9 protein-coding genes are annotated in these 23,180 nt (G+C 67.7%); 7 read left to right on the forward strand and 2 right to left on the reverse strand.

All coding sequences use genetic code 11. The features are described 5' to 3' along the window. Positions 1-488 precede the first annotated feature (488 nt). Positions 489-3,380 carry a LamG domain-containing protein gene (locus tag ACZ7L9_RS36780; protein ID WP_471421877.1) on the reverse strand — a complete coding sequence of 964 codons (2,892 nt, stop codon included), beginning with the start codon at positions 3,378-3,380 and terminating at the stop codon, positions 489-491. 519 nt (positions 3,381-3,899) lie between these two features. On the opposite strand from ACZ7L9_RS36780, the gene ACZ7L9_RS36785 reads away from it, so the two are divergent. The 7 genes from ACZ7L9_RS36785 to ACZ7L9_RS36815 all read left to right on the forward strand — a co-directional run bounded on the left by ACZ7L9_RS36785 (position 3,900) and on the right by ACZ7L9_RS36815 (position 18,841). Next, entirely contained in the window at positions 3,900-5,195 is a 1,296-nt protein-coding gene (locus ACZ7L9_RS36785) for an ABC transporter substrate-binding protein (RefSeq protein ID WP_471421878.1), read from the forward strand. Continuing rightward, on the forward strand, positions 5,192-6,157 hold the full coding sequence (locus tag ACZ7L9_RS36790; RefSeq protein WP_471421879.1) for a carbohydrate ABC transporter permease: 966 nt from the start codon (positions 5,192-5,194) through the stop codon (positions 6,155-6,157). The genes ACZ7L9_RS36785 and ACZ7L9_RS36790 overlap by 4 nt, the downstream gene beginning before the upstream one ends. 10 nt (positions 6,158-6,167) lie before the next feature. Beyond that, positions 6,168-6,983 carry a carbohydrate ABC transporter permease gene (locus ACZ7L9_RS36795; protein ID WP_471421880.1) on the forward strand — a complete coding sequence of 272 codons (816 nt, stop codon included), beginning with the start codon at positions 6,168-6,170 and terminating at the stop codon, positions 6,981-6,983. 15 nt (positions 6,984-6,998) lie between these two features. Next, positions 6,999-10,181, forward strand: coding sequence for a glycoside hydrolase family 38 N-terminal domain-containing protein (locus ACZ7L9_RS36800; protein ID WP_471421881.1), 3,183 nt, complete (start codon positions 6,999-7,001; stop codon positions 10,179-10,181). Between the two features lie 32 nt (positions 10,182-10,213). Next, entirely contained in the window at positions 10,214-11,872 is a 1,659-nt protein-coding gene (locus ACZ7L9_RS36805; protein WP_471421882.1) for a class I mannose-6-phosphate isomerase, read from the forward strand. 486 nt (positions 11,873-12,358) lie between these two features. Next, complete coding sequence (locus ACZ7L9_RS36810; protein WP_471421883.1) at positions 12,359-14,731, forward strand: Ig domain-containing protein; 2,373 nt, start codon at positions 12,359-12,361, stop codon at positions 14,729-14,731. A 603-nt stretch (positions 14,732-15,334) separates the two neighbouring features. Further along, positions 15,335-18,841 carry a discoidin domain-containing protein gene (locus tag ACZ7L9_RS36815; RefSeq protein ID WP_471421884.1) on the forward strand — a complete coding sequence of 1,169 codons (3,507 nt, stop codon included), beginning with the start codon at positions 15,335-15,337 and terminating at the stop codon, positions 18,839-18,841. A gap of 535 nt (positions 18,842-19,376) precedes the next feature. On the opposite strand, the gene ACZ7L9_RS36820 is transcribed toward ACZ7L9_RS36815, so the two are convergent. Next, the gene (locus ACZ7L9_RS36820) at positions 19,377-23,075 is read right to left on the reverse strand and encodes a beta-galactosidase (protein ID WP_471421885.1); all 3,699 of its coding nucleotides are present in this window, start codon (positions 23,073-23,075) and stop codon (positions 19,377-19,379) included. Between the last annotated feature and the right edge of the window lie 105 nt (positions 23,076-23,180).

The raw sequence follows: 23,180 nt of genomic DNA on the forward strand, positions 1-23,180 counted from the left end.
TGCAGCGCGAGCCGGCGGTGGGCGCCGACGGACTGGTGCAGGCCCCGACGGCCCCCGGCATCGGCTTCGGCCAGCCGGGCTGGTGACGAACTCCCACCGGCCCCCTGTGGTGGGGCCTGCGGGATCTCCCCCGACCGCCCTTCGCAGAAGGAGACGGGGCCAGCAGCCGTTGGACAGCGTCGGTGACGGCCGGCGGTGGACGTCGGCCGAAGAAGTCTTCCACCTCAAGTGACGTGAGGCCGATAGCGTAGGGGGCGGGCGCTGTAGCGCCCGCCCCGGCAACTGTTCAGGCCGCAACACCAGGTCGTAGGCCAGGCCGGCGCCGACCGTGCCCTCAGCGCGCATTCGCTCCAGCTCCGGGTATGCGTGGTCGAAGGCCTCCCGCGGTGGGCGGTACGGGCCGCCCTGGTGCCGGGTGCCGGCCAGGTGGTGCGGCAGCGATGTCGACTCCGGACCGTGGCGGGAGTTCGGGATGCGCAGCGGACGGTTCAGGTCAGCCTCAGTCCTTTGGGGCCGCTGGTGATTGTGTGGTGCTTGCCGCTGAGAAAGACGCCTGAGAGCGTCGCGGTGAGTCCTCTGGGCGTCGTTGAGCTCTGCAACTTGGCGGTGGCGCTTTCGGGGACGTAGCCGAACAGGTCGCTGATGATGACGCCGGCGAAATGCCCGCCGGCCGAGTTGCTGAAGACCTGCAACTGGCTGGGTGGGGCGATGACGGCGTGGTAGCCGGCTGCCGCGTCGGAGAAGGCCGGTGCGGTGCCGAATCCGTCTCTGCTGCTGCTCCATGTCGCCCCGTCGATGTCCACGGACTGACCGTTGATCGACTCGGTGGTCTTTGTGCCATTGCCTTCATCGAAGGGCAGGCGGAGCACCAGGGAGCTGTCGGCGGCGCCGGTGGTGGGGGCGGTGGCCTCGTACTGGGCTTTGATCTCGGTGGCTGACAGCGTCCGGGTGTAGACACGGGCCTCGTCGACGCCGCCGTTGAAATGGCGGCCGGTGTCGCTGGGGCAGTTCCCCACGGTAACCGGGGTGCCGGTGGAGGGCGTGATCTTCCCGGTGGCCGATCGGGTGGCTTGGACGGTACCGTCGACAAAGATCTGCATCTGTTGGCCGTCATAGACACCCGCGACGTGATGCCACCCCGAGGTCGGGACCGTGGTGGTGGTCTGCACCTCGGTGAACTGTCCTTGGAGGGACAGGACGAAGGAGATCTGGCCGTCGGCGCCGCCGCGGAGCACATAGCCGGCGTCCTGGCTGCCCCAGGAGTCCTTGGCGATGATGCTGCCCTGCCACACGCGCGTCGGCCAGTTCGAGGGGTTGATCCATGCGGAGACCGTCACGGCTCCGGCGGGGTTCAACGCGGGCCGGTCGGTGACCCACACCCCTGTGGATTGGAGGAGCTGGTAGGACTGGCCGAAGGAGCCCTGACCGGTAGCGCCCGCAAATCGTCGGAGCAGTGACAGGAACGTCGGGTAATCGTGGAACCGGGCGAAGGTCTGGGCCGTGAGTGAGGGCCAGGCGATGTAGGCGCCGCTGGTGCCGTGGTCGGTACGGGCGACCGGCGCCTGGGAGTCGGCGAGGGACAAGGCGCGCATCCAGTCCCCGGCAATCAGTTCGTCGGCGACGAAGCGCATCATGGCGGTCTTCTGCTCGTGGGTCAGCGAAGGGGCGAGCAGGTTGCCGGCGATGGCGAAGTCGAGGACGGTCCGTACCGCAGTGGTGGTGCCGTCATTGCTCCTGCAGTTCCAGACGCCGTTGTTGGCGTCGTCGTACAGCTTGAGAACCTCACTCAGCAGAGCGTCGGCTCTATCGGCGAGGTCTTTGGCGGTCGCCGAGTCCCCCGCACGGTCGAACAGTTTGGAGGCCTGCTGCATCATCCACACATTGGCCGCGTTGAACGACGCCACCTGGTGGGTGTATTTCGGCAGAACTTCCAAGAGGTTGTGGTTCTCGCCGTAGTCGGCCAGGGACTGCCCCTGCGGCACCAGGCTTTGCCAGTGGGTGGCGATGGATTTCAGGTGTTCGAGGACGGTCTTGCCGGAGTTGGAGATCGTGGTGTCGAGGAAGGACACGTCGCCGCTGTAGTTGAGGTAGTTGAGGATCGTCGTGAAGACGGTGAGATCGTTCGCGCTGTACCACGGCCCGCGGGTATCGCCCGAGATCCAGTCGATGGCATATCCGGCATAGATGTCCTTGCTGAGCCAGTGGGTGGCTGCGGCCTTCATCATCTGTGGATCGAGCAGACTCTGGATGATGGAGGAGTAGGAGCTGTCCCAGAAGTACGTGACCGTCGACGCCCACTCGGGCGCCCCCGTCACATAGACCCGGTCGCACCCTTGGAAGGTGCCCGGCCCGGTACGTCTGCCGAGAATGGAGGAGAACTCGGAGGAGAAATTGGTGCGCTCGCATGCCAGCACGGACAGAATGCTCATGTAATACAGGCGGGCGATGACGGTGTCGTGGGTTTTGCTCAGGACGGGCAGGGATCCCGAGTAGTGGCGGTTCCCGGGTGTGAAGGCGTCGCGCCAGCGCTGCTTCCAGCTCTCGGCGGCGGCGTCGAAGTGCGCTGGGAATGCGCCGATCGTGGCGTTGCAGGCATCGACAACGCCGTTGCCTTCGTTGAGGTTCGCCAGCGGTGCCCCCGTCGAGGTCTGGCCCACCGCCATGACGATGTCGATCGTCGCTGACTGTCCCGCGGCGACCGGCCACTGGGCGTTTCCGCCGCCCGGTGCCACGGTGAGCGTGGGTGCTGGGGTGAACGCGAACGCCGTCACCGCCGAAGAGGCGCTGTCGGATATCAGCAGGGTCGATCCGGAGACCTTGTGCGCGGTGAAGGTGTGGTTCCCGCCAGGCCGTGGGGCGTCCCATCCCCACTGGGCCGGAAGCCCCGCCTTGGCTATGCGCGGGTTGGCATTGACCGACACCGTGATCGGTGCCGCGGTGGGGTTGGAGACGGTGATGTGCAGCAGTAACTCGTTGCGTTCGAAGGCGAGCCGGGTCGCGGTCTGGAGGACCACCCCCGAATCGGTGGTCGCCTTACGCGTGATCTCGTAGGCCGACCAGCGTGACTCGCCGGTGTTGACCAGCACGCCGTCCACGCTCAGCACGCAGGAGTCACCACTGTCGTCCAGATAGGGCGGAAGGGTGAAGTTGCGGATTCCCAGCACGTTACCCGCGGATCCCACAGCTCCCCAGAAATTGCTGATCGCGGGGAAGTGCACCAGTTCCCGCCTCGGTAGCCAGTCACTGGTCAACGAGTCCAATTCCGGTACCCGACCGGGCGCCGCCGCCGCCAACCCCGCTCCGAACAGGGGAGTAGCGAACGCCCCTGCACCCACCGCCGCCGACCAGGTGAAGAAGGAACGGCGATTGATCTCCGACATGATCGTCTCCTGGAGGTAGACACTCCGGATGTTCGTGCATCGCTGCGGTAACGAAGGTCCGATTCAGTCATCTTGAGGTCCGTCGTCACGGAGGACCGTTCGTTCCCTCGGTTCTGTTGCCGAGCGGCACTCGGGGTTGCTCGTCTCAGCCCGTGGCCCAAGTCCGGTTCAGAGTGCACGCCCCCACCTGACGCCTCAAGGTACAGATACCATCCATCTGGTGATCGGGTACCTGCGCCGACCGACTTGGGTCGGATGCTCTCAAGGCCGACAGACTCGTAAGCATTCTCTGGGCTGAGCCTGCCGCTCCGGTGCCTGATGGCCCTTGCGACGGCTTTGCGATGAGCCGGGACCGTGTTCCGCGAGGTGCCACGATCCTTCCTTGACCGCCACGGCCCAACGGTGCGCTCATTTCGTCAATCTGGCGGGAAAAGTTCGCGCGATGGATTGACAGAGAGGCGGCCAACGGTCAGGCTCCATCGTGCTTGTTAACGATAACATGCCTGAGGGGGTCGATTCATGTCAGGTCGTCATCCACCGGTCCATCCGCCCATCGGCCGCCGCACCCTGCTGCTCGCGGCTGGCGCGGGCGCACTCGCCACGGCCTGTGGAACCGCCGCCGGCCAGCCCCTCGGCAAGGTCGCCGTGCACGGTGACAACCCCGCCTGGGCCGACCCGCTGACCGCAGCCGGCAAGGCCATGCGGTCAGTCGCCGGGATCCAACTCGTGCCCGAAACCATTCCGTCGGTCGATTCGTTCGAGCAGGTCGTCAAGTCCTCGCTGCGTACGAACAAGACTCCGGACCTGCTCAAGTACTGGTCCGGCTACCGTCTCCAGGACCTCGCCCGCACCGGCGGCATCGTCGACCTGACCGACCACTGGGAGAGCGCCGCCGACAAGGGCTGGGTCGACACCTCGCTCCGCAACGCGTTCACGTACAAGGGCTGCGTCTATGCCTTGCCGATGAACCTTGCGTACTGGGTGTTCTTCTACAACCCTGAGGTCTTCACCGCGAACGGTCTGCGGAAGCCGGGGACCTGGGAGGATTTTCTCGCCGCCTGCGAGCGGCTGAAGAGTGCCGGCATCACTCCGCTGCACGGCACGGCCGACGGCCGCTGGCCCTCGTTCATCTGGTTCCAGGAGATCCTCAGCCGCCAGGACCCTCAGTTCTACGAGGACCTGATGAACGGCCGGGAGCGCTACACCGACCCGCGTACCGAACGGGTGATGCGCACCATCGCGTCCTTCTTCGACAAGGACTGGTTCACGCCGATGGACATGAACCACAACGATGCGGCCGCCGGCGTTGTGCACGGCAAGATCGGGATGGTGCCCTGCGGCACCTGGCTCGGCTCCACGCTGGCCGCCGCAGGCGGCAGGCCCGGCAAGAATCTGGATGCCTTCGTGCTGCCGATGCAGAACCGTAAGGCCCGCCCGAGCATGATCTTCGAGTCCAGCGCCTTCGTCTGCACCGTCAAGGGCACCGACCGCACGGAGGCCTACAAGGCAGCCGGCGCCTGGATGAACCCGCAGGTGATGAAGGCGTTCTCCCACTCCCTCCAGGACGGCTGCCCCAACCCCCAGGTGCCGCCGGCCAACGCGATGATCGACGGCGTCGTCCGGAAGGCACGTGACGACAAGCTCTGGATGCTCAATCGCTTCTGGGAGCAGGGGCCCCCGGAGCTCGTGGAGGCGACGGTCGACGACCTGGCCGGCTTCCTGCTCAACCCTTCCTCGTACCGCACGGTGCTACGGACGATGCAGGACCGCGCCGATGAGGCGTGGAAGGTATGGAGGGAGGCGGAGCAGGGATGACAGACATGGTGGCCACCGCCAAGCCCGTGCGGATACGCCGCCGGATCCCGACACGGACGCCCCACCAGGCCGACCACCACACCTCGGCTGCCGGCCGGCGTGGCAGCCCGCTGGCGAGCCTGGCCTGGGCGGTGCCCGCGCTGCTCTTTGTCGGCGTGCTGCTCGTCTATCCGTTCTTCCGCAGCGTCTACGGCAGCTTCTTCGAGGACAACGGCTTCACCAGCCACTTCACCGGACTCGACAACTACACCCGGCTCGCCGACGACCCGATCTTCGGCCGGTCGTTGCTCAACACCGTGATGTGGGTGGCCGGTACGCTCCTGCTGCCCGTCGTCGTCGGCCTCGTCATCGCCGTCGCCACGCTCCGGATGCGGCTCGGCTGGCTGGCCCAACTGGTGATCGTCCTGCCGTATGCGATCTCCGGCGCAGCCACCGCCGTGCTGTGGAAGTTCATGCTGACCTCCGACGGCGCCGTCAATGAAGTGCTGCGCGCCTTCGGCCTCGACGGCCTGGCGACGAGCTGGCTCCTGGAGTGGCCGCAGAACACCATCTCGATGATCATCGCCAGCACCTGGCAGGCCGCCGGCCTCAACGTGGTGCTCTTCACCATCGGCCTGCGCGCCATCCCACGGGAGATCACCGAAGCGGCCGAGTTGGACGGCGCCACCGGCTGGCGGATGTTCCGCCACATCACCCTGCCGCAGCTGCGCGCCACCACAGTCGTGGTTGTCGGGATGGCAATCGTCAACAGCCTCAAGGCCTTCGACTTGATCTGGATCCTGACCCAGGGCGGACCGTCCCGGTCCTCGGAGACGCTCGCGCTCACCATGTACCGCGAAGCATTCCGGCTCTTCCATGTCGGTTACGGCTCCGCCATCGCCCTCGTCCTGTCGGTCATCGTCGTCGCCTCCTCGTGGGTGTACCTGCGCCGCCAGATGCCCGAATCCACCGGAAGCCAGTGAGGAGACCCCGATGGGACGCACGGTACGGAACGTATTCGTCGCCGGGTGTGTCGCGTTCTGGCTGATCCCGCTCTATCTGCTGATCGTCAATGCACTCACCCCGGCCACCGGGTACACGGGAGAACCCGACTGGACCCCGCAGGGCTTCGCGATCTTCGAAAACATCAAGACGGCGTGGAGCGACGCGGGCATCGGCGACAGTTTCGTCAGCTCCGCGCTGTACGCCGTCGTCTGCGGCGCCGCGGCCGTGCTCGTTGCCGCGATGGCCGCTTTCGCCGTCGTCGCGCTGCCGATCCCCAAGCCGGCCTTCTGGTTCTGGCTCATCTACTCCGGGACGCTGTTCCCGCTGCAGATGTTCCTCGCGCCGCTCTTCGGGATGTACGCGGACGGCAATCTCTACGACACCCGGCTCGGGCTGATGCTCGTCTACGTCGCCTGGGCCATCCCCTTCGCGTTCTTCCTCATCCGCAACCAGATGACCGCCATGCCGCCTGAGGTCACCGAGGCGGCGATGCTGGACGGCGCCTCCTTCCTCCGCATCTTCTGGCGCATCCACGTGCCGCTCATGGCCCCCGGCCTGGGCGCCGCCTTCATCTTCCAGTTCTCCGCGGTCTGGAACGACCTGATTCTCGGCATCACCCTCAGCCGCAGCCCCGACGTCCAGCCGGTGATGACAGCCCTGAGCACCCTCAGCAACGCCTACGCGTCCTCGGGCCCACCCGTCATCCTGGCCGGCGCACTGATCGCGTCGCTGCCCACCCTGCTCGTCTTCCTGGCGTTCCGCGGCCTCTTTCTGCGCGGCGTCACCGCAACCGCACGCCACTAATGAAGAGAGATCAGCATGACGACACGGGCACTCGTCCGTACCACGGACTGGGACAACGACCGGATACGCGACAACCTGCGCGGCTCCGTTGTCAGCGCCGAGGGCAGCCTGAACGGCAACGCCCTGCGGCTCACCGTCGAGCCGCTGCTGCGCCGCGCCGAGGGCGGCAGGCTGCTGCAGTCCCTGCGCGTCGACGCGGTGAACGGCTCGGTCCTGCCCGAGGCGTTCACCGTACGCGCCGAGTCCGGCAGCGCACTGCCCGACGTGCGTCTCGCCGGGCCGAACGGCTCCGTACGCCTCCTGCTGCCCGCCGTCGACACAGCGCAGCGGGTCACCCTGTCACTGCCCGACGGCGAGGACGGCAGTGGGATCGATGTGATCCTCACCCCGCAGCGACAGTGGACGATCCACCTGGTGCACCACTCGCACCTCGACATCGGCTACACCGACCCCCAGGGCCGGGTGCTCGCCGAGCACCTGTCCTTCCTCGACTCCTGCCTGGAGCTGACCCGGGCCACCGACGACTGGGAGCCCGAGTCCCGGTTCCGCTGGTGCGTGGAGTCGCTGTGGTCCTTCCAGCAGTGGGCCGACGCCCGGCCCGCCGAGCAGGTCGAGGAGTTCGTCCGGCGGGTGCGCGAGGGCCGCATCGAGTTGACCGCGATGCCGTTCAACCTGCACACCGAGACCTGCTCGACGGACGAACTCCATGAACTGCTGCGCCTCGCCCACCAGGTGAAGCAGAAGTACGGTGTCGACTTCACCTCGGCGATGCAGACGGATGTGCCCGGCTCGGTCGTGGGCCTGGTCGACGCGCTCAGCGCCGCGGGCGTGCGGTACCTCTCCGTCGCGCACAACTGGGCCGGTCGCTCGGTGCCGCACCTGGTCGGCGGCGAGAAGCTGCCCCGGCTCTTCCGCTGGCGCGCCCCCAGCGGCAACAGCCTCCTCGTCTGGGTCACCGACACCCCGCACGGCCTCGCCTACATGGAGGGCCCGCTGCTCGGCTTCGACACCGGCTACGACAGCGTGGACGACCTGCTGCCCGCCTACCTGACCTCGCTCGCCACCCAACCGTACCCCTACCGAGGCGGCGTCTTCGGCTGGGCCATGGACCAGGAGGAGATCAAGCGCGAGCCGTATCCCTGGGATGTGCTGCACCTGCGCGTCCAGGGCAAGTTCGGGGACAACGCACCGCCGCGCCGCATCATCGCCGACACCGTACGCCGCTGGAACGAGACCTGGACCTACCCGCAGCTACGCCTCTCGCGCAACGAGGACTTCTTCACCGACGCCGCATCCCGCCTCGGCGACCGGATCCGCACCTTCGAGGGCGACTGGACGGACTGGTGGGCCGACGGCATCGGCTCAGGCGCCCGCCCGCTGTCCCTCGCCCGCACCGCCCAGTCCGTGGTCGCGGACGCGCAGACGATCGGCACCTTCGCCGGCGTCCTGGGTGCCCGGGGCGCGGAGGACGACAGCCGTGACGCTGCGAACGTCTACGAGGCGGTGTCCCTCTTCGACGAGCACACCTGGGGTGCGGGCGACCCCTGGACGCACGGCGATGAGGGCGGACACTCCGGCGAGCACCAGTGGCACTGGAAGTACGGGCAGGCCATGCGCGCCTACGAGGACGGGCAGTCGCTGCTGAACCGCGCCACCGCCCGCCTCGGCCAGCGGCTGGCCCGGCCGGCCGGGGCCGTGGCCGCATACCACGTGGTCAACACCTGTTCCTGGCCGCGTACCGACGTCGTCCGGATCTTCCTTCCCGAGAGCAGTGTCCCCTTGGAGCACTCGGTCGGGGTCATCGACTCACGCACCGGCCGCCGCCTCGACCACGAGGAGCGTCCGCAGGTCAACGACGACCACCGGGACGCGGGACGCTTCCTGCTGGTGCGGGTCGACGATGTGCCGCCCGTCGGCTCCGTGCGGCTCGACATCACCGAGACTGCCGCCCCCGCCGGAGGCGACGACCGGGGCACGGAGCTCAAGGCCACCACCGGCTGGAACCCCGTTCGCGGTACTGAGCGGAAGGACCCGGCCGAGAGCGCAGCCGAGGCACACGCCCTCGCCGACCCGACTCTCCTGGAGAACGAACACCTCGCCGTGCGCGTCGATCTCGCCCGCGCGTGTATCGCCTCCATCACCGACAAGGCCACCGGGCGTGAACTGGTCCGCGCTGACACCGTCGCCGGCTTCAACGCCTACCTCCACGACGGCTACACCACCGCCGGAGCCTTCAACCACAACTCCGGCCGCACCACCGCATCCGACCGCCTGGAATACCTTGGCAACCGCTCGGTCGCCCCGCCCGCGGCCCTGATCGCCCGCCGCTCCACGCCCACCGCCGAGACCCTCACGTACGAAACCCGCCCGCCCGGCGCCAACCGGCTGCGCACGACACTCACCCTGCCCCATGGCGTGGCCCGGCTCGACATCGACAACCGCCTCGACAAGGACGCCACCCTCCGGAAGGAGAGCGCCTACTTCGCCTTCCCCTTCGCCTTCGACGAGCCGGTCGTCCGCATGGAGGCCTCCGGCGGCGCCACCGGTACCGGCCTGCCTGTCATCCCCGGTTCGGCGCGGCACATGCGCGCCCTGAGGCGCTGGATGACCGCCGAGCAGGACGGCCTTGCCGTCGCGTGGGCCACCCAGGACGCCCCGCTCGTTCAGCTCGGCAACATCGCGCTGCCGTATGCGCCGTTCCCGAAGACGCTGGAACGCGACGAGCCGGCCACCGTCTTCTCGTGGATCCACAACAACCTCTGGGACACGAACTTCCCCAGCGAGCAGGGCTTCGAGTTCACCTTCCGCTACAGCGTCGCCTGCGCCCCGAGCGACGCCGCAGCCGGCCTCGGCCCCCGTACGGCGGCGGCCGGCAGCCGCCCGCTGCACGCCGTACGGACCAGGGGCGCGGAGTCGGACACGGCAGCCCAGACGCTGGCCTTCGCAGAGCTGGGCGACCCCCGGGTCCGCCTGGTCGGGGCTACCACGCCGGAGCCCGGTGGCCGGGTGCTGCTGCGCCTGCAGTCCTTCGCCGAGGAGCCGGTGGCCTGCCCCGTGCGGGCCGGCTTCCCCGTCGTCGCCGCGCACCGCGCGGACTACTTCGGCAATGCGGTCGATGAACTGCCGCTTGACGGCGGGGAGGTGACCATCGACGTCCCTGCCCTCGGCACGACAGCGGTGCTCTTCGAACACCCCTGAACCACGAATCGGCACCATGAAAGGGAGAACGCGTGTACCGGCTCGACCCTCGATACAGCCCGGCTCCGGAGTCCGTCCTGATCGCCGGGTGGCAGGCGGTAGCCGCGCATCTGCCCGCCGGACCGGCCGTCGTCGCCGTCGATGGACCTCCCTCCGTGGACTGGGAGTCCCTCACAGACCGGCTGGCCGCCCACCGAGCGGTGCGGCTGCTCGACGTGCGCGAACACTACGCGCCGCCGGCCGAGGTGCGCCGCCGAACCATCCGCCCCGAGGACGCCGACGATCCCTACTACTGCAAGCTCGCCGAGAATTCGCTCGAAGACCTCTTCGACGAACTTCCCCGGCCTGAACGGCCCTCGGTGTACGGTCCGGGTGCGGCGCTGGTCGCGCACGACGTGCTCTGGTACGCCGACATCCCCAAGCGCTACGCCGAGGCCGCCGTCACTGCGGGCACCGGCGTCAACCTCGGTCTCCCCGGCGAACAGGCCGACCACCGCCGCCTTTTCTACGTTGACTGGCCCATGCTCGACCGCCACCGCGATGCTCTCGCCACCCGCATCGGCGGCTGGCTCGACGTCCAGGAGCCGGATCGCCCGGTCCTGCTCGACGGGGACGGCCTGCGCGTCACCCTCGCCACTCTGGCACGCTGCCCGGTTCGCACCCGACCGTTCTTCAACTCCACCCCGTGGGGCGGACATTGGGCGCAGCGCGAGCTCGGTTTCAACCCGGGCGCCCGCAACACCGCCCTCGGCTACGAGCTCATCGCCCCTGAGGCGGGCATTCTCATCGGCGAAGGCCCGCAGACCCAGGTCGAAGTGCCTTTCCAGCTGATGTGCGTGTTGCATCCCGAGGAAGTGCTGGGCGCCGAGGTGTACGCCCGCTTCGGCACATCCTTCCCCATCCGCTTCGACTACCTCGACACCGTCGACGGCGGCAACCTCTCGGTGCACTGCCACCCGAAGGAGCCGTACATGCGAGAGCGTTTCGGCCCGCATTACACCCAGCACGAGACGTACTACATGACCGTCGGCAGCCCGGACACCCACGTCTTCCTCGGCCTGCGCGAGGATGCAGACCTCGACCTGTTCCGCAAGGAGGTCGAGGAAGCGGTCATCGACGGAGTGCCGATGGACCCCGCGGACCACGTCATGACCTTCCCGGCCGAGCAGGGCCGGCTGTTCGTGATCCCGGCCGGGACCCCGCACGCCAGCGGCGTCGGCAACCTGGTCCTGGAGATCAGCGCCACCCCGTACCTCTACAGCCTCCGCTTCTACGACTGGCTGCGCCCGGACGCCCACGGCAACCCGCGCCAGCTGCCGTACGAGCACGGCTTCGCCAACCTGGAGACGGAGCGGCGCGGCGAGGCGGTCGCCCGCGAGCTCGTCCAGGAGCCGCGGACGCTCCGCAGCGGCGCCGGCTGGTGCGAGGAGCTGCTCGGCGCGTTGGATGAGATGTTCTACGAGGTGCGGCGCTACACCATCGACGCGGGCGCCGCTGCCGGGGACGACACGGCCGGACGCTTCCACGTGCTCAACGTGGTGGAGGGCGAAGGGGTGATCGTGGAGACTGCGGCAGGTGACCGGCATGAGCTGTCGTACGCCGAGACGCTGACCGTGCCCGCGGCGGCCGGCGTGTACCGGGTGTGCGCCACGGGCGGCCCGGTCAAGGTCGTGAAGGCGCTCGTATGTTGATGCCCGTCCTCGAGATCGGCGGCACCCATGTCACCGCTGCCCTGGCGGACCCAGCCACGGTAGCGGTCCGGGGCCGCGTCCGGCGGACGCTGGATGCGCACGGGAGCGCGGAGGAGTTTCTCGCCACCATCATCCGCTGCGCCAACTCCGTGCCGGTGGAGCCGGGCCGGGTCCGGGGCGTGGCCATGCCCGGGCCGTTCGACCATGGCAAGGGCGTCGCCCTGTTCGAGAGGGTCGGAAAGTTCGGCAGCCTCTGCGGGACCGATGGGCAGGCGTCCGGTAGGCCGGATACGGGCAAAGGGGCTGGTCGCGGCGGAGCAGTCCCGACGGAGCAGGCAGGTCGTACAGCTGTGATCAGCCCCGTTCGCGGGGGAGGGCCGCAGACGGCGGACCCTTGTCACCGGCCGGGCGACAAAGGGGTCGGCCCCGGTACGACGTTCACCATGGCAAGCACGTTGTCACGATCCATCTCTCCTGGGAGGAACTGTGGACAGACGCAGCTTTTTGATCGCCAGTGCCCTGACGTCGCTCGCTGCGACCGCCATTACGGCCAATCCCGCCGACGCGGCTCAGGCGCCGAAGCCGTTGCGGATCAACGCGGGTTTCCTGTCGGTGGGTTTGAGTGAAACCGGCTTGGTCACCGGTCTGGTGGATCAGAGTGATGGCACCGACTACCTGTCCGCGGGCAGGTCGATGCCGCTGGTCAGCGTGGTGGCCGACGGGAAGCAGGAAGCCCCTGCCGCAGTGCAGAGGTCGCCGCGAGACGGACGGGTGCTGGTGTTCAGCGGCGAGAAGGTGACGATCAGTGTGAAGGTCGTCAAGTTCCCGACCTACACCACCCTCGAGGTCGTCGGTCTGAGCGCCGCTCCCGGCGTGGATGTGCAGACGCTGCTGTGGGGTCCGCTGCCGACGAGTGTCAACCAGACCGTGGGACAGGCGGTCGGTGTCGCCCGTAACGACAGCTTCGCGATCGGGGTGCGCCCGCTCAACGACAAGACCGTGGGTGGCTGGCCGAACGAACACCTCCCCTACGGGTTCGGCCCGGACATCATCTGGAATCCCTACGGTCTGCTGACCGGCGTGAAGGATGAGTGGCTGGCGAACACCGCCGCGGCGAAGACCACGTGGGGCAGCATCCTGCGCGCCTCCACCTATGACTACAGCCGTGTCCGGATCAGGGAGCGGACCAGTGGGTATCCGATCCCGCTCGGCCCGCTGCCGGGGCCGGAAGGCCAGATCGTCGGGTCGAAGATCGCGCTGTTCGGCAGCGCTCCCGATCTTGCCCTGAGTGTGCTCGGCCAGATCGCCCAGGGGCAGGGACTACCCTATCCAACCATCAATGGCCAGTGGCAGAAGGCCGCCCAGGCCACCTCGCAGTCGGTCCTTTCACTTCATGACCTCAGCACGACCAATCTTCCGGACGCCCTCCGCTACGCCGAGCAGGCCGGGATCAAGGGCCTCTACGCGGTCGGTGGAGACGGCCCGTGGAAGTCGCATGGGCACTATCAGTTCAACAGCTCCTTCGGGGGCTCTGACGCAGGAGCGGCCCAGGTGGTGGAAACAGCGGCGAAGCAGGGGATCAGGGTGGGCGTGCACACCCTGTCCAACTTCATCGACGCCCATGACCCGTATGTATCCCCCGCGCCGGCCGACAAGCGTCTGTCCGTCGGTGGAACCGTCAAGCTCACCCGCCCTGTCACCCCGACAGACACCACGCTCTACGTGGACGGCGACCGCCCCCTCGGGCCCGGCGTCGACGGGGAGCGGCTGCGCATCGGGGACGAGTTCATCACCTACACCACTCTCAGCGCGGCCGGCGCCTCCGAGTGGCAGGTCAGTGGCCTGAAACGCGCTCAATGGGGGTCAACCGCACGGTCCTACCCGGCCGGCGCCAACGTCACCCGTGTCATCCAGAACGGCTACGGCGGCGCCATGGGAGGCCTGCCGATCATCGACGAAATGGCCACCCGGCTCGCCACCGTGTACAACTCCACCGGTATCAAAACCACTTCCTACGACGGGCTGGAATCGGCTGGCTACACCGGCTGGGGTGGCTACGGCTTCGCCCGGCTGATCAACGGCGTTCACCGCCGGCTCGACTCCACCGACGGCTTCATCACCGAAGCGAGCAACATCTGTTCCAACACTTGGGACGTCCAGTCCCGACTCAACTGGGGCGGGATCGGGTGGCCCGACTCCGACTACACCCTCATGGTCAAGAGCAACGCCTTCTACCACGCAAACTTCCTGCCCGGAATGGTGGGCTCGCTGCCGATGTCCGGTGACGACAGTCTGATGAAGGTCGAGGCGAACATGGCACGCGCCGCCTCCCTCGACGCCAGCTTCGGCTGGTTTGAGATCAACGTGCGCAGCCTTGCATCGGGATCCAACACGTCAGCGATCCTGCCCGCCCTCAAGATGTGGGAGTCCGCGATCAAGGCCGGGGCCTTCACATCGGCTCAGCGGAAGCTGATGAGCGATACGGCCACCTACTGGCATCTCAGCGTCGTCACACCCGACAAGGAATGGTCGCTGCAACAACTGGATTCCGCCGGGAACCCCTTGGGGACACCCCAGACCGTGCAGGCCCCGAAGCCCGGCTTCACCAATCCGGAACCCCCGGACGCCCGCGTCGAGAACCTCTACGCGTTCAAGGTCACCTCCGCCACCCCCCAGACCGTCCGCTACGAGATCACATCCGGCGACCTTCCGGCCGGACTCACCCTCAACAAGGACACCGGCGCCATTACCGGAATCCCCAGCACCCCAGGCAGCAGCAGGTTCACCATCACCGCCCGCAACGGCGACCTGGTACCTGACGCGGAGATCACGTACAAACTGCGCGTCAGCCCAGCCTGACCCTGCCTCCCTGCGGTCCCACCGGACCGCAGGGAGGCAGAGGCCCTGCGGCGCCGGCCCGCTCGGGATGGCCGGTGTAGCGACTTCGCCCCGCAGAAGCCCACCCAGGTCAGGTGGCTTGCGGGTGGCCCATGGTCGATGTCGGACCTCCAGATGCGGCCTCAAGCCTCAGATGCATTGTTCGAAACTCCGCGTAAGAAGGGTGCTTGTATGCGTATCAAGGTAGGCGTTCGGCCAGACCGGGCACGGGCAAAGGGGCTGGTCGCGGCAAGCAGCGCACCCTCGGGATGGCGGCTCCCGGCCGCCGGAGATCTGCCCCGCTCCTGAAGACCGACCCTTATGAGCCCTCCTACGGTGTGCGGGCCGAACCGCAGCGCAGCGGACCGGCCCCCGGACAGCACCGGACGGGCGCGGCCGGACAGTAGCGGTTACACCGCACGGGCGACTCTCCTGACGGCTCGGCCGGCAGTCGTACGGAACCTCTCGGCTGACCAGATCGGCGTGACATCTGATGACGACCTGTTTTCACCGGTCGTCGCCGGACAACGAATCAGAGGGGCGGAATCGGTGATCGAAGACAGAAGTGGTATGAAACGCCGCGGTGTGCTTGCAGCAGGCCTGGCTGGTGTGGGCGTCGCGCTGGTGCCTGCCGGACGGGCCGGCGCCCAGCCGGCCGGTGCGGCGGCGCTACGTCTCGTCGAATCCGCCGAGGGCGGGCGCCGAGTGCTGAACTTCAACACCAACTGGGCATTCTGGCGTGACGATGCCCCGGATGCTCACCAGACCGAATTCGACGACTCGGAGTGGGCCGCGGTATCGGTGCCGCACACGATGCGACTGGAGACCAAACGGCCCCCCTCGGCGTACGACGTCTACGCGGGAATCGGCTGGTACCGGCGGTACTTCCGGGTCGATCCGCAGGACAAGGGGCGGCGGCTGACCGTGGTGTTCGACGGTGTCCAGACCAACAGCGTCGTCTACCTGAACGGGGAGAAGCTCGCCGAGCACTTCGGCGGCTATGTGGGCTTCGTCGTGGACATCACCGACAAGGTCCGCTTCGACCGCGACAACGTCCTCGCGGTCCGCGTGTCGAACCTCGACGACCCGCTCACTCCCCCCGGCAAGCCGCGGAACGAGCTGGGATTTCTCACCTACGGCGGTATCTACCGCAACGTCACGCTCCGGGTGACGGACCCGGTCCACATCTCCGACCCGCTGCAAACGGACCTGGTCGCTGGGGGCGGCGTGTTCGTCTCCTACCCGCAGGCGACTGCGACCAGAGCATCGGCCCAGGTCAAGACGCACGTGGTGAACGAGAAGGCGGCCGTCGCCCAGATCGGACTGACCACGGTCCTGTACGACGCGCAGGGCACAGTGGTCGCGCAGACCAAGGGCACCGCGTCGATCCCGGGCAATGGCGGCCACGACTTCACACAGAGGCTGAGTGTGACGCGGCCGAACCTGTGGCATCCCGACTCTCCCTACCTGTACAGGCTGGTCAGTCAGGTCTTCGTCGACAACCGCCTGGTCGACACGGTGACCACACGAACCGGAATACGGCGGATCGCGTACAAGGCGGACGGTGTCTACCTCAACGGCGAGCGGATCTACATCCGCGGTGCCAACTGCCACCAGAACTACGCCTACGTGGGTGACGCCGCGCCGACGTCGATGAAGTACCGCGAGGCGCTGCGGCTGAAGCTCGGCGGGTTCAACGCCGTACGGGCGGCGCACTACCCGCATGACCCGGCCTTCCTCGACGCCTGTGACGAACTGGGCCTCCTCGTCGCGGCCTGCCAGCCGGGCTGGCAGAACTGGAACGGCGACCAGACCTTCGTCAGCCGCACCTACCGTGACATCGCCCAGATGATCCGGCGGGACCGCAACCGGCCCTCGGTGATCCTGTGGGAGACCTCGCTGAACGAGACCCACTACCCGCAATGGTGGGCGAAGGAGGCCAACACCGTCGCTCATGCGGAGATGCCGGGCGACCAGATGTTCACCGCGGCGGACTATGGCACCTGGGGCAGTGAGTACGACGTCAACTACAAGGTCGTCAACACCGACGGCTCGGATCCCGCACCGACCAAGCCGTTCCTCACCCGCGAGTGGGGCGACTGGGAGGGCCCGTGCAAGGTTGACCGGGACAACGGCGAGAGCGCGATGGTCAACCAGGTCGTCACCCGTCAGCGCTACCTCAACGGCCCCGGCTACTGGGACTGGGGCGGGCTGGACGCCAACAGCCGGATCGGCGGCTACTTCCTGTGGGTCTTCGAGGACTACGCCACCAATGACAGCTACCAGAGGTCCGGCGCGGTCGATGTCGACCGGTACCCCAAGCACTGCTACCACTGGCTCAAGTCCATGCAGCCGGCCACCAACCCGAACCACGGCGGCCCGATGGTCTTCATCGCCAGTTCCTACACGGCTTCCTCCAGCCTGCAGGTGATGGTCTTCAGCAACACCGACAGCGTCCGGCTGTACCAGAACGGCCGCCTCATCGGGGAACAGACGCGGAAGCAGAACGCCACGACCGCACCGGCGGTAGCAGCCAAGGGCGGCAGCCCCTACCACAGGTTCACCCTGCCGTCGTTTGCCGCTGGAGAGCTCAAAGCCGAGGGCTACCTGGGTGACAGTCTCGCCGCGACCCACCTGGTCAACACCCCCGGCGCGGCCCACCACCTGGAGATCGTCGCCGACGACGCGGGCGGAGGGGCCGTGCTGGCCGACCTGCTGGCCTACTCACTGGGCGACACCTCGGAACAGGGGAAGAAGGTCGCGCGGAAGCTGATGGGCCAGATGGAGCCCGGCCAAGTGGAATCGCTCATCGACCGGGCCGGCAAGGCCGGCGGTCACGCACTGTCGCCCGAGAACGCCGAGGTGCTGCGCAGGTATGCCCGGCTGCTCAAGGGCATCCAACCCGTCGCCGACGGTTCGGACCTGATCCCCGTGTTCGTCAAGGTCGTCGACGCCCACGGCACGCTGGTCGCCGACTCCTCCGCTCCCCTCACCCTCGAGGTGACCGGAGCCGGCACCCTGGTGGGCGACAACATCCCGCGGATCAGGGTGCAGACCCAGAAGGCCCAGGCCGGCATCGGCTACGCCTTGCTCGCCACCAAAACCTCCAGCGGCCCCGTCACTCTCACCGCGACCGCGGCCGGACTGCAGAGCGGCCAGTACACCGTGCGGACCGCGCCCTACACCGGTCATCACGTCGCCGACGGCACTCACCCCAAGTGGAAGAACATCTCCACGCTGGAGAGCCAGGGTGCTCAGAACCTGGCCCTGTTCAAGCCTGCGACCGCCTCCTCCTCACAGTCCGGCAACGTGCCGGACAACGCGGTGGACGACGCGAGGGACACCAAATGGGTCTCGGACGGCTCCGCCACCCCCGCCTGGTGGCAGGTCGATCTCGGCACGTCGGCCGACATCGAGCAGTTCCAGATCGTCTGGGAGAGCGGTGCGAACCTCTACAAGTACCAGATCCTGACCTCCGAGGACGCCAGCACGTGGAGCACGACCGTCAACGCGGAGGACAACACCTCCGAGGTCGACACCTCCAGCCACCAGGTGAAGACCAAGGCGCGTTACGTACGCGTCAACATCCTCTCCGCCGGCCACTTGTGGCCGTCCATCCGTGAGTTCCGCGCGATACCGCCAGGTGGCAGCGCCCCCCCGGCCGATCCCGGCCCGAAGATCGCCCGCGAGCAGATCAAGACGGTCACCGCGTCCAGCAACGCCGCCGGCTTCGAACCCGCCAAAGCCTTTGACGGGGACATCACCTTCGGCACCGGGTGGAGCGCCTCCTCCCCGGCAGTTCCCCAGACACTGACCGCGGAGCTGACCGCCGCCCACAATCTCAACGGTGTGCGCATCCACTGGGGCAAGGACAGCAGTTGGTACACCTTCGACCTGCAGACCTCCACTGACGGAGCCACCTGGAACACGGTGTTCTCCGGCTTGACCCGAGCCGGTCAGTACACCCTTCCCGAAGTCTTCACCGCAAAGGACGTGGGCCAGATCCGTGTGGTCGTCACCCAGGTCAGCGGCGGTGGCGCCCAAACCATCGCCGGCATCGCCGAGGTGATCCTCTACGGCACACCGGCATAAGGGCCCTGACGCAAGGTCCTCATCCAGGCCGACTGGTGCGGCTGCAACTGGTGGCCTCCTCCAGGGCTTGGCGGACGACGGACGTCCGTGTCGGCGAGCCGTCCACGCTGGTGTCTCGTCTCCCGGGACGCCGGGCCCGATGCCGTCCTGGCACCGGGCCCGGCGGAGCCGAGTACGACCGCTCACGCCGGGCCGGCCTCGGCACCGACGCCCCGGCCTGGGCCCAGTGCCCCGGTCCGCTTATCGGAGTTCCGAACTCTCCCTCAGTGGAACCGACTTGTTCACCACATACCAACGCCGGAACATCGCCGCTGCTACCGGCCTCCACGATCGGGGCCGGAAGCCCACCGCGTACCGCAGTGACAGCCCGCAAAGCCGGATGAGACGCCAGTCGAGACCGGCAACGACGCGGGCCAATCATCAAATGCCCCTGACGACACAAACTCAACCCGGAAGGCGACGACGGCCTGTACGACCCAAACGGGGTCGTACAGGCCGTCGTCATACAAGCCCTGGATCTACCAGCAGTATCCGCTCAGCCGACGTTGATCTCGGCAGCCGTGGTAAACGGATTGCCGCGTACTTCGCTGAGCGCGCGCAGCCGGATGTAGTGCGCGCTGACCGGGGTGAAGCAGGCCTTCTGTTCCGCGGAGGTGTTGGTCCAGGTTCCGGTGGCGACCGGATCGCCCCAGGTGGTGCCGTCCTTGCTGGTGTACACCTCGTACTTGGCGATGCGGCCGTTGGCACTGTCCTGGCGCGGCAGATAGTACAGACAGGAGACGGTGTTGTCGCCGCCGAGGTTGAGCTGGATCTCGTGCGGCATCGGTGCGACCGTGCCGGACCACCGGGTGTGCCAGAAGGTGCCCGGGTCGCCGTCGAGGACGTTGGCGGCCGGGGCGTTCTCGCCGGCGGTTTCCTGGCTGTCCGCGTAGGCCACCGACATCTTCGACTGCGGGACGCGGAACGCCCCGACGATCCGCTCATCGGTGACGGTCTGCGACCGGCCGCTCTGGACGAACCGCACGGTGGCGGTGAGCGGGTTCACCTGGCCGGGGGCGGCCGGCGCGGTGACGTCCCACGTGTATGTGGCCGATGTCCCGCCGGGCACCCGCACGGGGACGGCCGCTGCGGTGTGCGGGCTGACGGTCCAGCCATCGGGCGCAGCGAGCGCGGCGGTCACCTTGGTAGCCGGGGGCGCGTCGGAGGGCACGCTGACTGTCGCGGTCGCGGTGAAGGACTGACCGCTCGCGACCGACCCGGGCACCTGGAGGGCGACCGACGGCTGGTGCGGGGAAGGCATGGCGTACCGCGCCCTGTCGTAGCGGGGGCTGTCGTTCTGCGCGACGGTCAGTGAGGAGGCGTAGCTGCCGTAGTTGGTGAGCTCGACCTTGCCGAGGCCGCCGGTGCTCCCGTCGAGGTTCCACACGGCGATGGCGATCCGGTTGTTCCCGTTCGGGTTGAGCACCCCGTTCTGGACCGGGAAGCTGTGCTGCGGGCCGAGGTAGTTGACGTAGTTGCCCATGTGCCAGCCGTTGACGTAGATCTCGGCGCGGTACTTGCGGGACGGGGCGTCGGTGATGGTGAGGCCGAGTGAGGTGTCCTGGCCCTTGGGCAGGTGCAGACTCACGTCGGTGGTGTACCAGGAGACGCCGGGGGTGCTGTCCGTGGCGGGCAGGGTGGTCGGGGTCCAGTCGTCGGTCGGGTAGCCGGGCAGCATCCAGCCGGCGCGCTCGCCGTACAGGCCGCCGGTGGCCAGCGGACCGCGCACGGTGTCGACGGGAGTCTCCCCGCCGCGTACGCCCTGCAGCCGCCAGGTGATGGTGTTCAGCGAGTTCCCAACCAGGGTGGCGCGGGTCAGACCGCGAACGGTGCCGGCGTCGGACCGTCCCCAGTTCTCGTCATGTCCCATGTTCACGGTGAGGACGGAGATGACGTTGTCGACGCCGGTCTTGAGGATGCCGGCCGGGAAGCTGTAGGTCTTCGGGCCGTCGGCCGTGGAACTGCCGAGGAAGGTGCCATTGAGCCACACGGAGGAGGCTGCCGCCTTGCCGCTGCTCTGGGTGGACAAGGTGATGCCGGTCGTCTTGTCGTCGCCGGTGAACCGACCGCGATACCAGGTGGATCCCGTGTGGAAGCCGTAGTCGTCGGCGAACAGCACCGGAAGGGTGGCCGGAGTGGTGATCTTCGACGTGGTCTTGTCGGCCACCTGCCAGGACGAGTCGTTGAAGCCGGGCTGTGACTCCGGCGACTCCTGGGTGTGCTTCCAGCCGGTGAGCGCGGGCATGGGGACCTCGGCGGCGGTGGGGAGCGTCGCGGTGAGGCCGCCGTCCTTCATCCGGCTGGTGTGGACCTTCCGGCCGTTCCAGGTCAGGGAGGTGGCCGTGGACCAGACCTCGACCGAGCCGTCGGCGCCGGTGTCGCCGTTGAGGGCGAGAGTTCCTGCGCCGGACGAGGCGCCGCGCAGCAGGTGGGTGCCGCGGACCAGGACCGGGCCGGCCGCGGTGTCCTGCTGCCAGAAGGTCTTGGCGGTCGCGGTGTCGGCGAGCAGCAGCTGGAGCGGGTGGCCGCCGCCGCTGATCTGGACCTGGGTCAGGCCGGTGTGCCGGTAGTTGAGCCGCAGGTCACCGGTGTCCGCGTCCCAGGTGGAGGTGACGCCGCCGCCGGTGGAGGTGACGGTGGGCGTCGTGTCGTAGTGCAGGACTGTCTCGCCGTCCGAGTCGTGGTCGCCGTAGAGGACCGCGACGTCGCGCCCGCCGATGGTGGCGTTCGTCATGATCTGCGAGGTGGAGTAGCGCAGCAGGTTGTTGCTGCCGAGGTCGTAGTTCGCGACGATGATCGAGGACTCACGGCCGTTCAGTGTCAGGGACGTGCCGGACTTCTGCGGGATGGTGTAGGCGTGCGCACCGAGGTCGATCTTCAGATGCGCGCTGTCGGCGCTGGTCGCGGTGGAGTCGGTGTGCCGCAGCACGTGGAACTGGGTACCGGTGTCGGGATTGGCCCGGGCGGTATCGAGGACCTTGGAATTTTCGGTCGGGACCGCAGGCAGGGCGTCGGTCTTGGTGAGCGGGGCGACGGCCTGTGTGAAGTAGCCGATCAGCTTGTCCTGGTCATACTTCGGGTCGAGTTGGCGCGTCTCACGGATCGCGGCGCCGTAGTCGTAGGACGTGTAGTGGCTCATCATGCCCAGCCAGCCCCAGTTGGTGCCGCCGTAGGTCATGTAGAGGTTCTGCATGGTCGCACCGACCGCGATGTTCTGCTTGTAGAACACGTCGGCGAACTTGTCGTTGATCAGCTGCGCGCACTTGTCGTAGCCGGGGCCGCCCCACCAGTCGAACGCGCCGCCCTGGAACTCCGGGGTCACCAGCGGCTTTCCGGCCGGGTGGTCGTAACTGATGTCCGGGACGTCCTCCCAGTGCGACGGGTTGGAGCAGTCGAAGCCCAGGGGGTAGGAATCGACCCCGTCCACGTCCAAGGCACCCGTGCAAGAGTTGAACGTGCCGTTGTTGTTACCGACCAGCGGCACGCTGATGCCGTCCGCCTTGGCCTTGTCCTCCAGGTGCTTCATATACGCCCGGGCGCCCGAGCTGCTGTCGTAGAACTCGTTCTCGACCTGGTACTGAATCACCGTGCCGGTGCCGTTGGTGAGCTGGTGGCGGGCGAGGATGCGGTCGATCTTCGTCAGCCACTCGTCGGAGTACTTCAGCCACTCCGGGTCGGTGGTACGGGTCTCGTTGACCTTGTTGTGCAGCCAGGCGGGGAATCCCCCGCCGTCCACCTCGGCGTTGATGTACGGGCCGGGACGGGCGATCACGTAGATGCCGAGCTGGTTCGCCATCTCCAGCAGCTTGTCCACGTCACGCACGCCCGTGAAGTCGTAGACTCCGGGCGCGGGCGAGTGGTAACCCCAGTCGAAGTACAGCGACACCGCGTTGAAGCCGGCCGCCTTCATTTTCTGCAGCACGTCGAGCCATTCACCCTGGCTGGGCAGTCGGAAGTAGTGGAACTCACCGGCCCACAGATAGGTCCGCTTGCCGTCGATCAGATACGAGTAACCGTCGTACGTCACCGAATGCGCCGTATCGGCCGGGCTCGCGGACTGACTGGCCTGGACCGCTATTGGCTGCGACGCCGCCGTCGCACCCGCGGCCACGCCCAGACCGCCGAGTAAAGCGACGACCGTACCGGTCGCCAGACAGCGGTGCAGGAGTCGGCGTCTTACGCCTCTCAAGCTCATGGGAACCTCCACTAGTGTCCTGCGCCGGAGATCCGTCGACAGAAGCGGGCGAGGGAGTCGAGGATCTCCTCGGCCGTCTTGGTCCAGACGAACGGTGTTGGGTTT

The organism is Streptomyces sp. NPDC111516, assembly GCF_055635345.1.

Coding starts and splice junctions, on each gene's coding strand:
- ACZ7L9_RS36780 (WP_471421877.1), bottom strand. CDS start 3,380: ATGTCGGAGATCAATCGCCGTTCCTTCTTCACCTGGTCGGCGGCGGTG.
- ACZ7L9_RS36785 (WP_471421878.1), top strand. CDS start 3,900: ATGTCAGGTCGTCATCCACCGGTCCATCCGCCCATCGGCCGCCGCACC.
- ACZ7L9_RS36790 (WP_471421879.1), top strand. CDS start 5,192: ATGACAGACATGGTGGCCACCGCCAAGCCCGTGCGGATACGCCGCCGG.
- ACZ7L9_RS36795 (WP_471421880.1), top strand. CDS start 6,168: ATGGGACGCACGGTACGGAACGTATTCGTCGCCGGGTGTGTCGCGTTC.
- ACZ7L9_RS36800 (WP_471421881.1), top strand. CDS start 6,999: ATGACGACACGGGCACTCGTCCGTACCACGGACTGGGACAACGACCGG.
- ACZ7L9_RS36820 (WP_471421885.1), bottom strand. CDS start 23,075: ATGAGCTTGAGAGGCGTAAGACGCCGACTCCTGCACCGCTGTCTGGCG.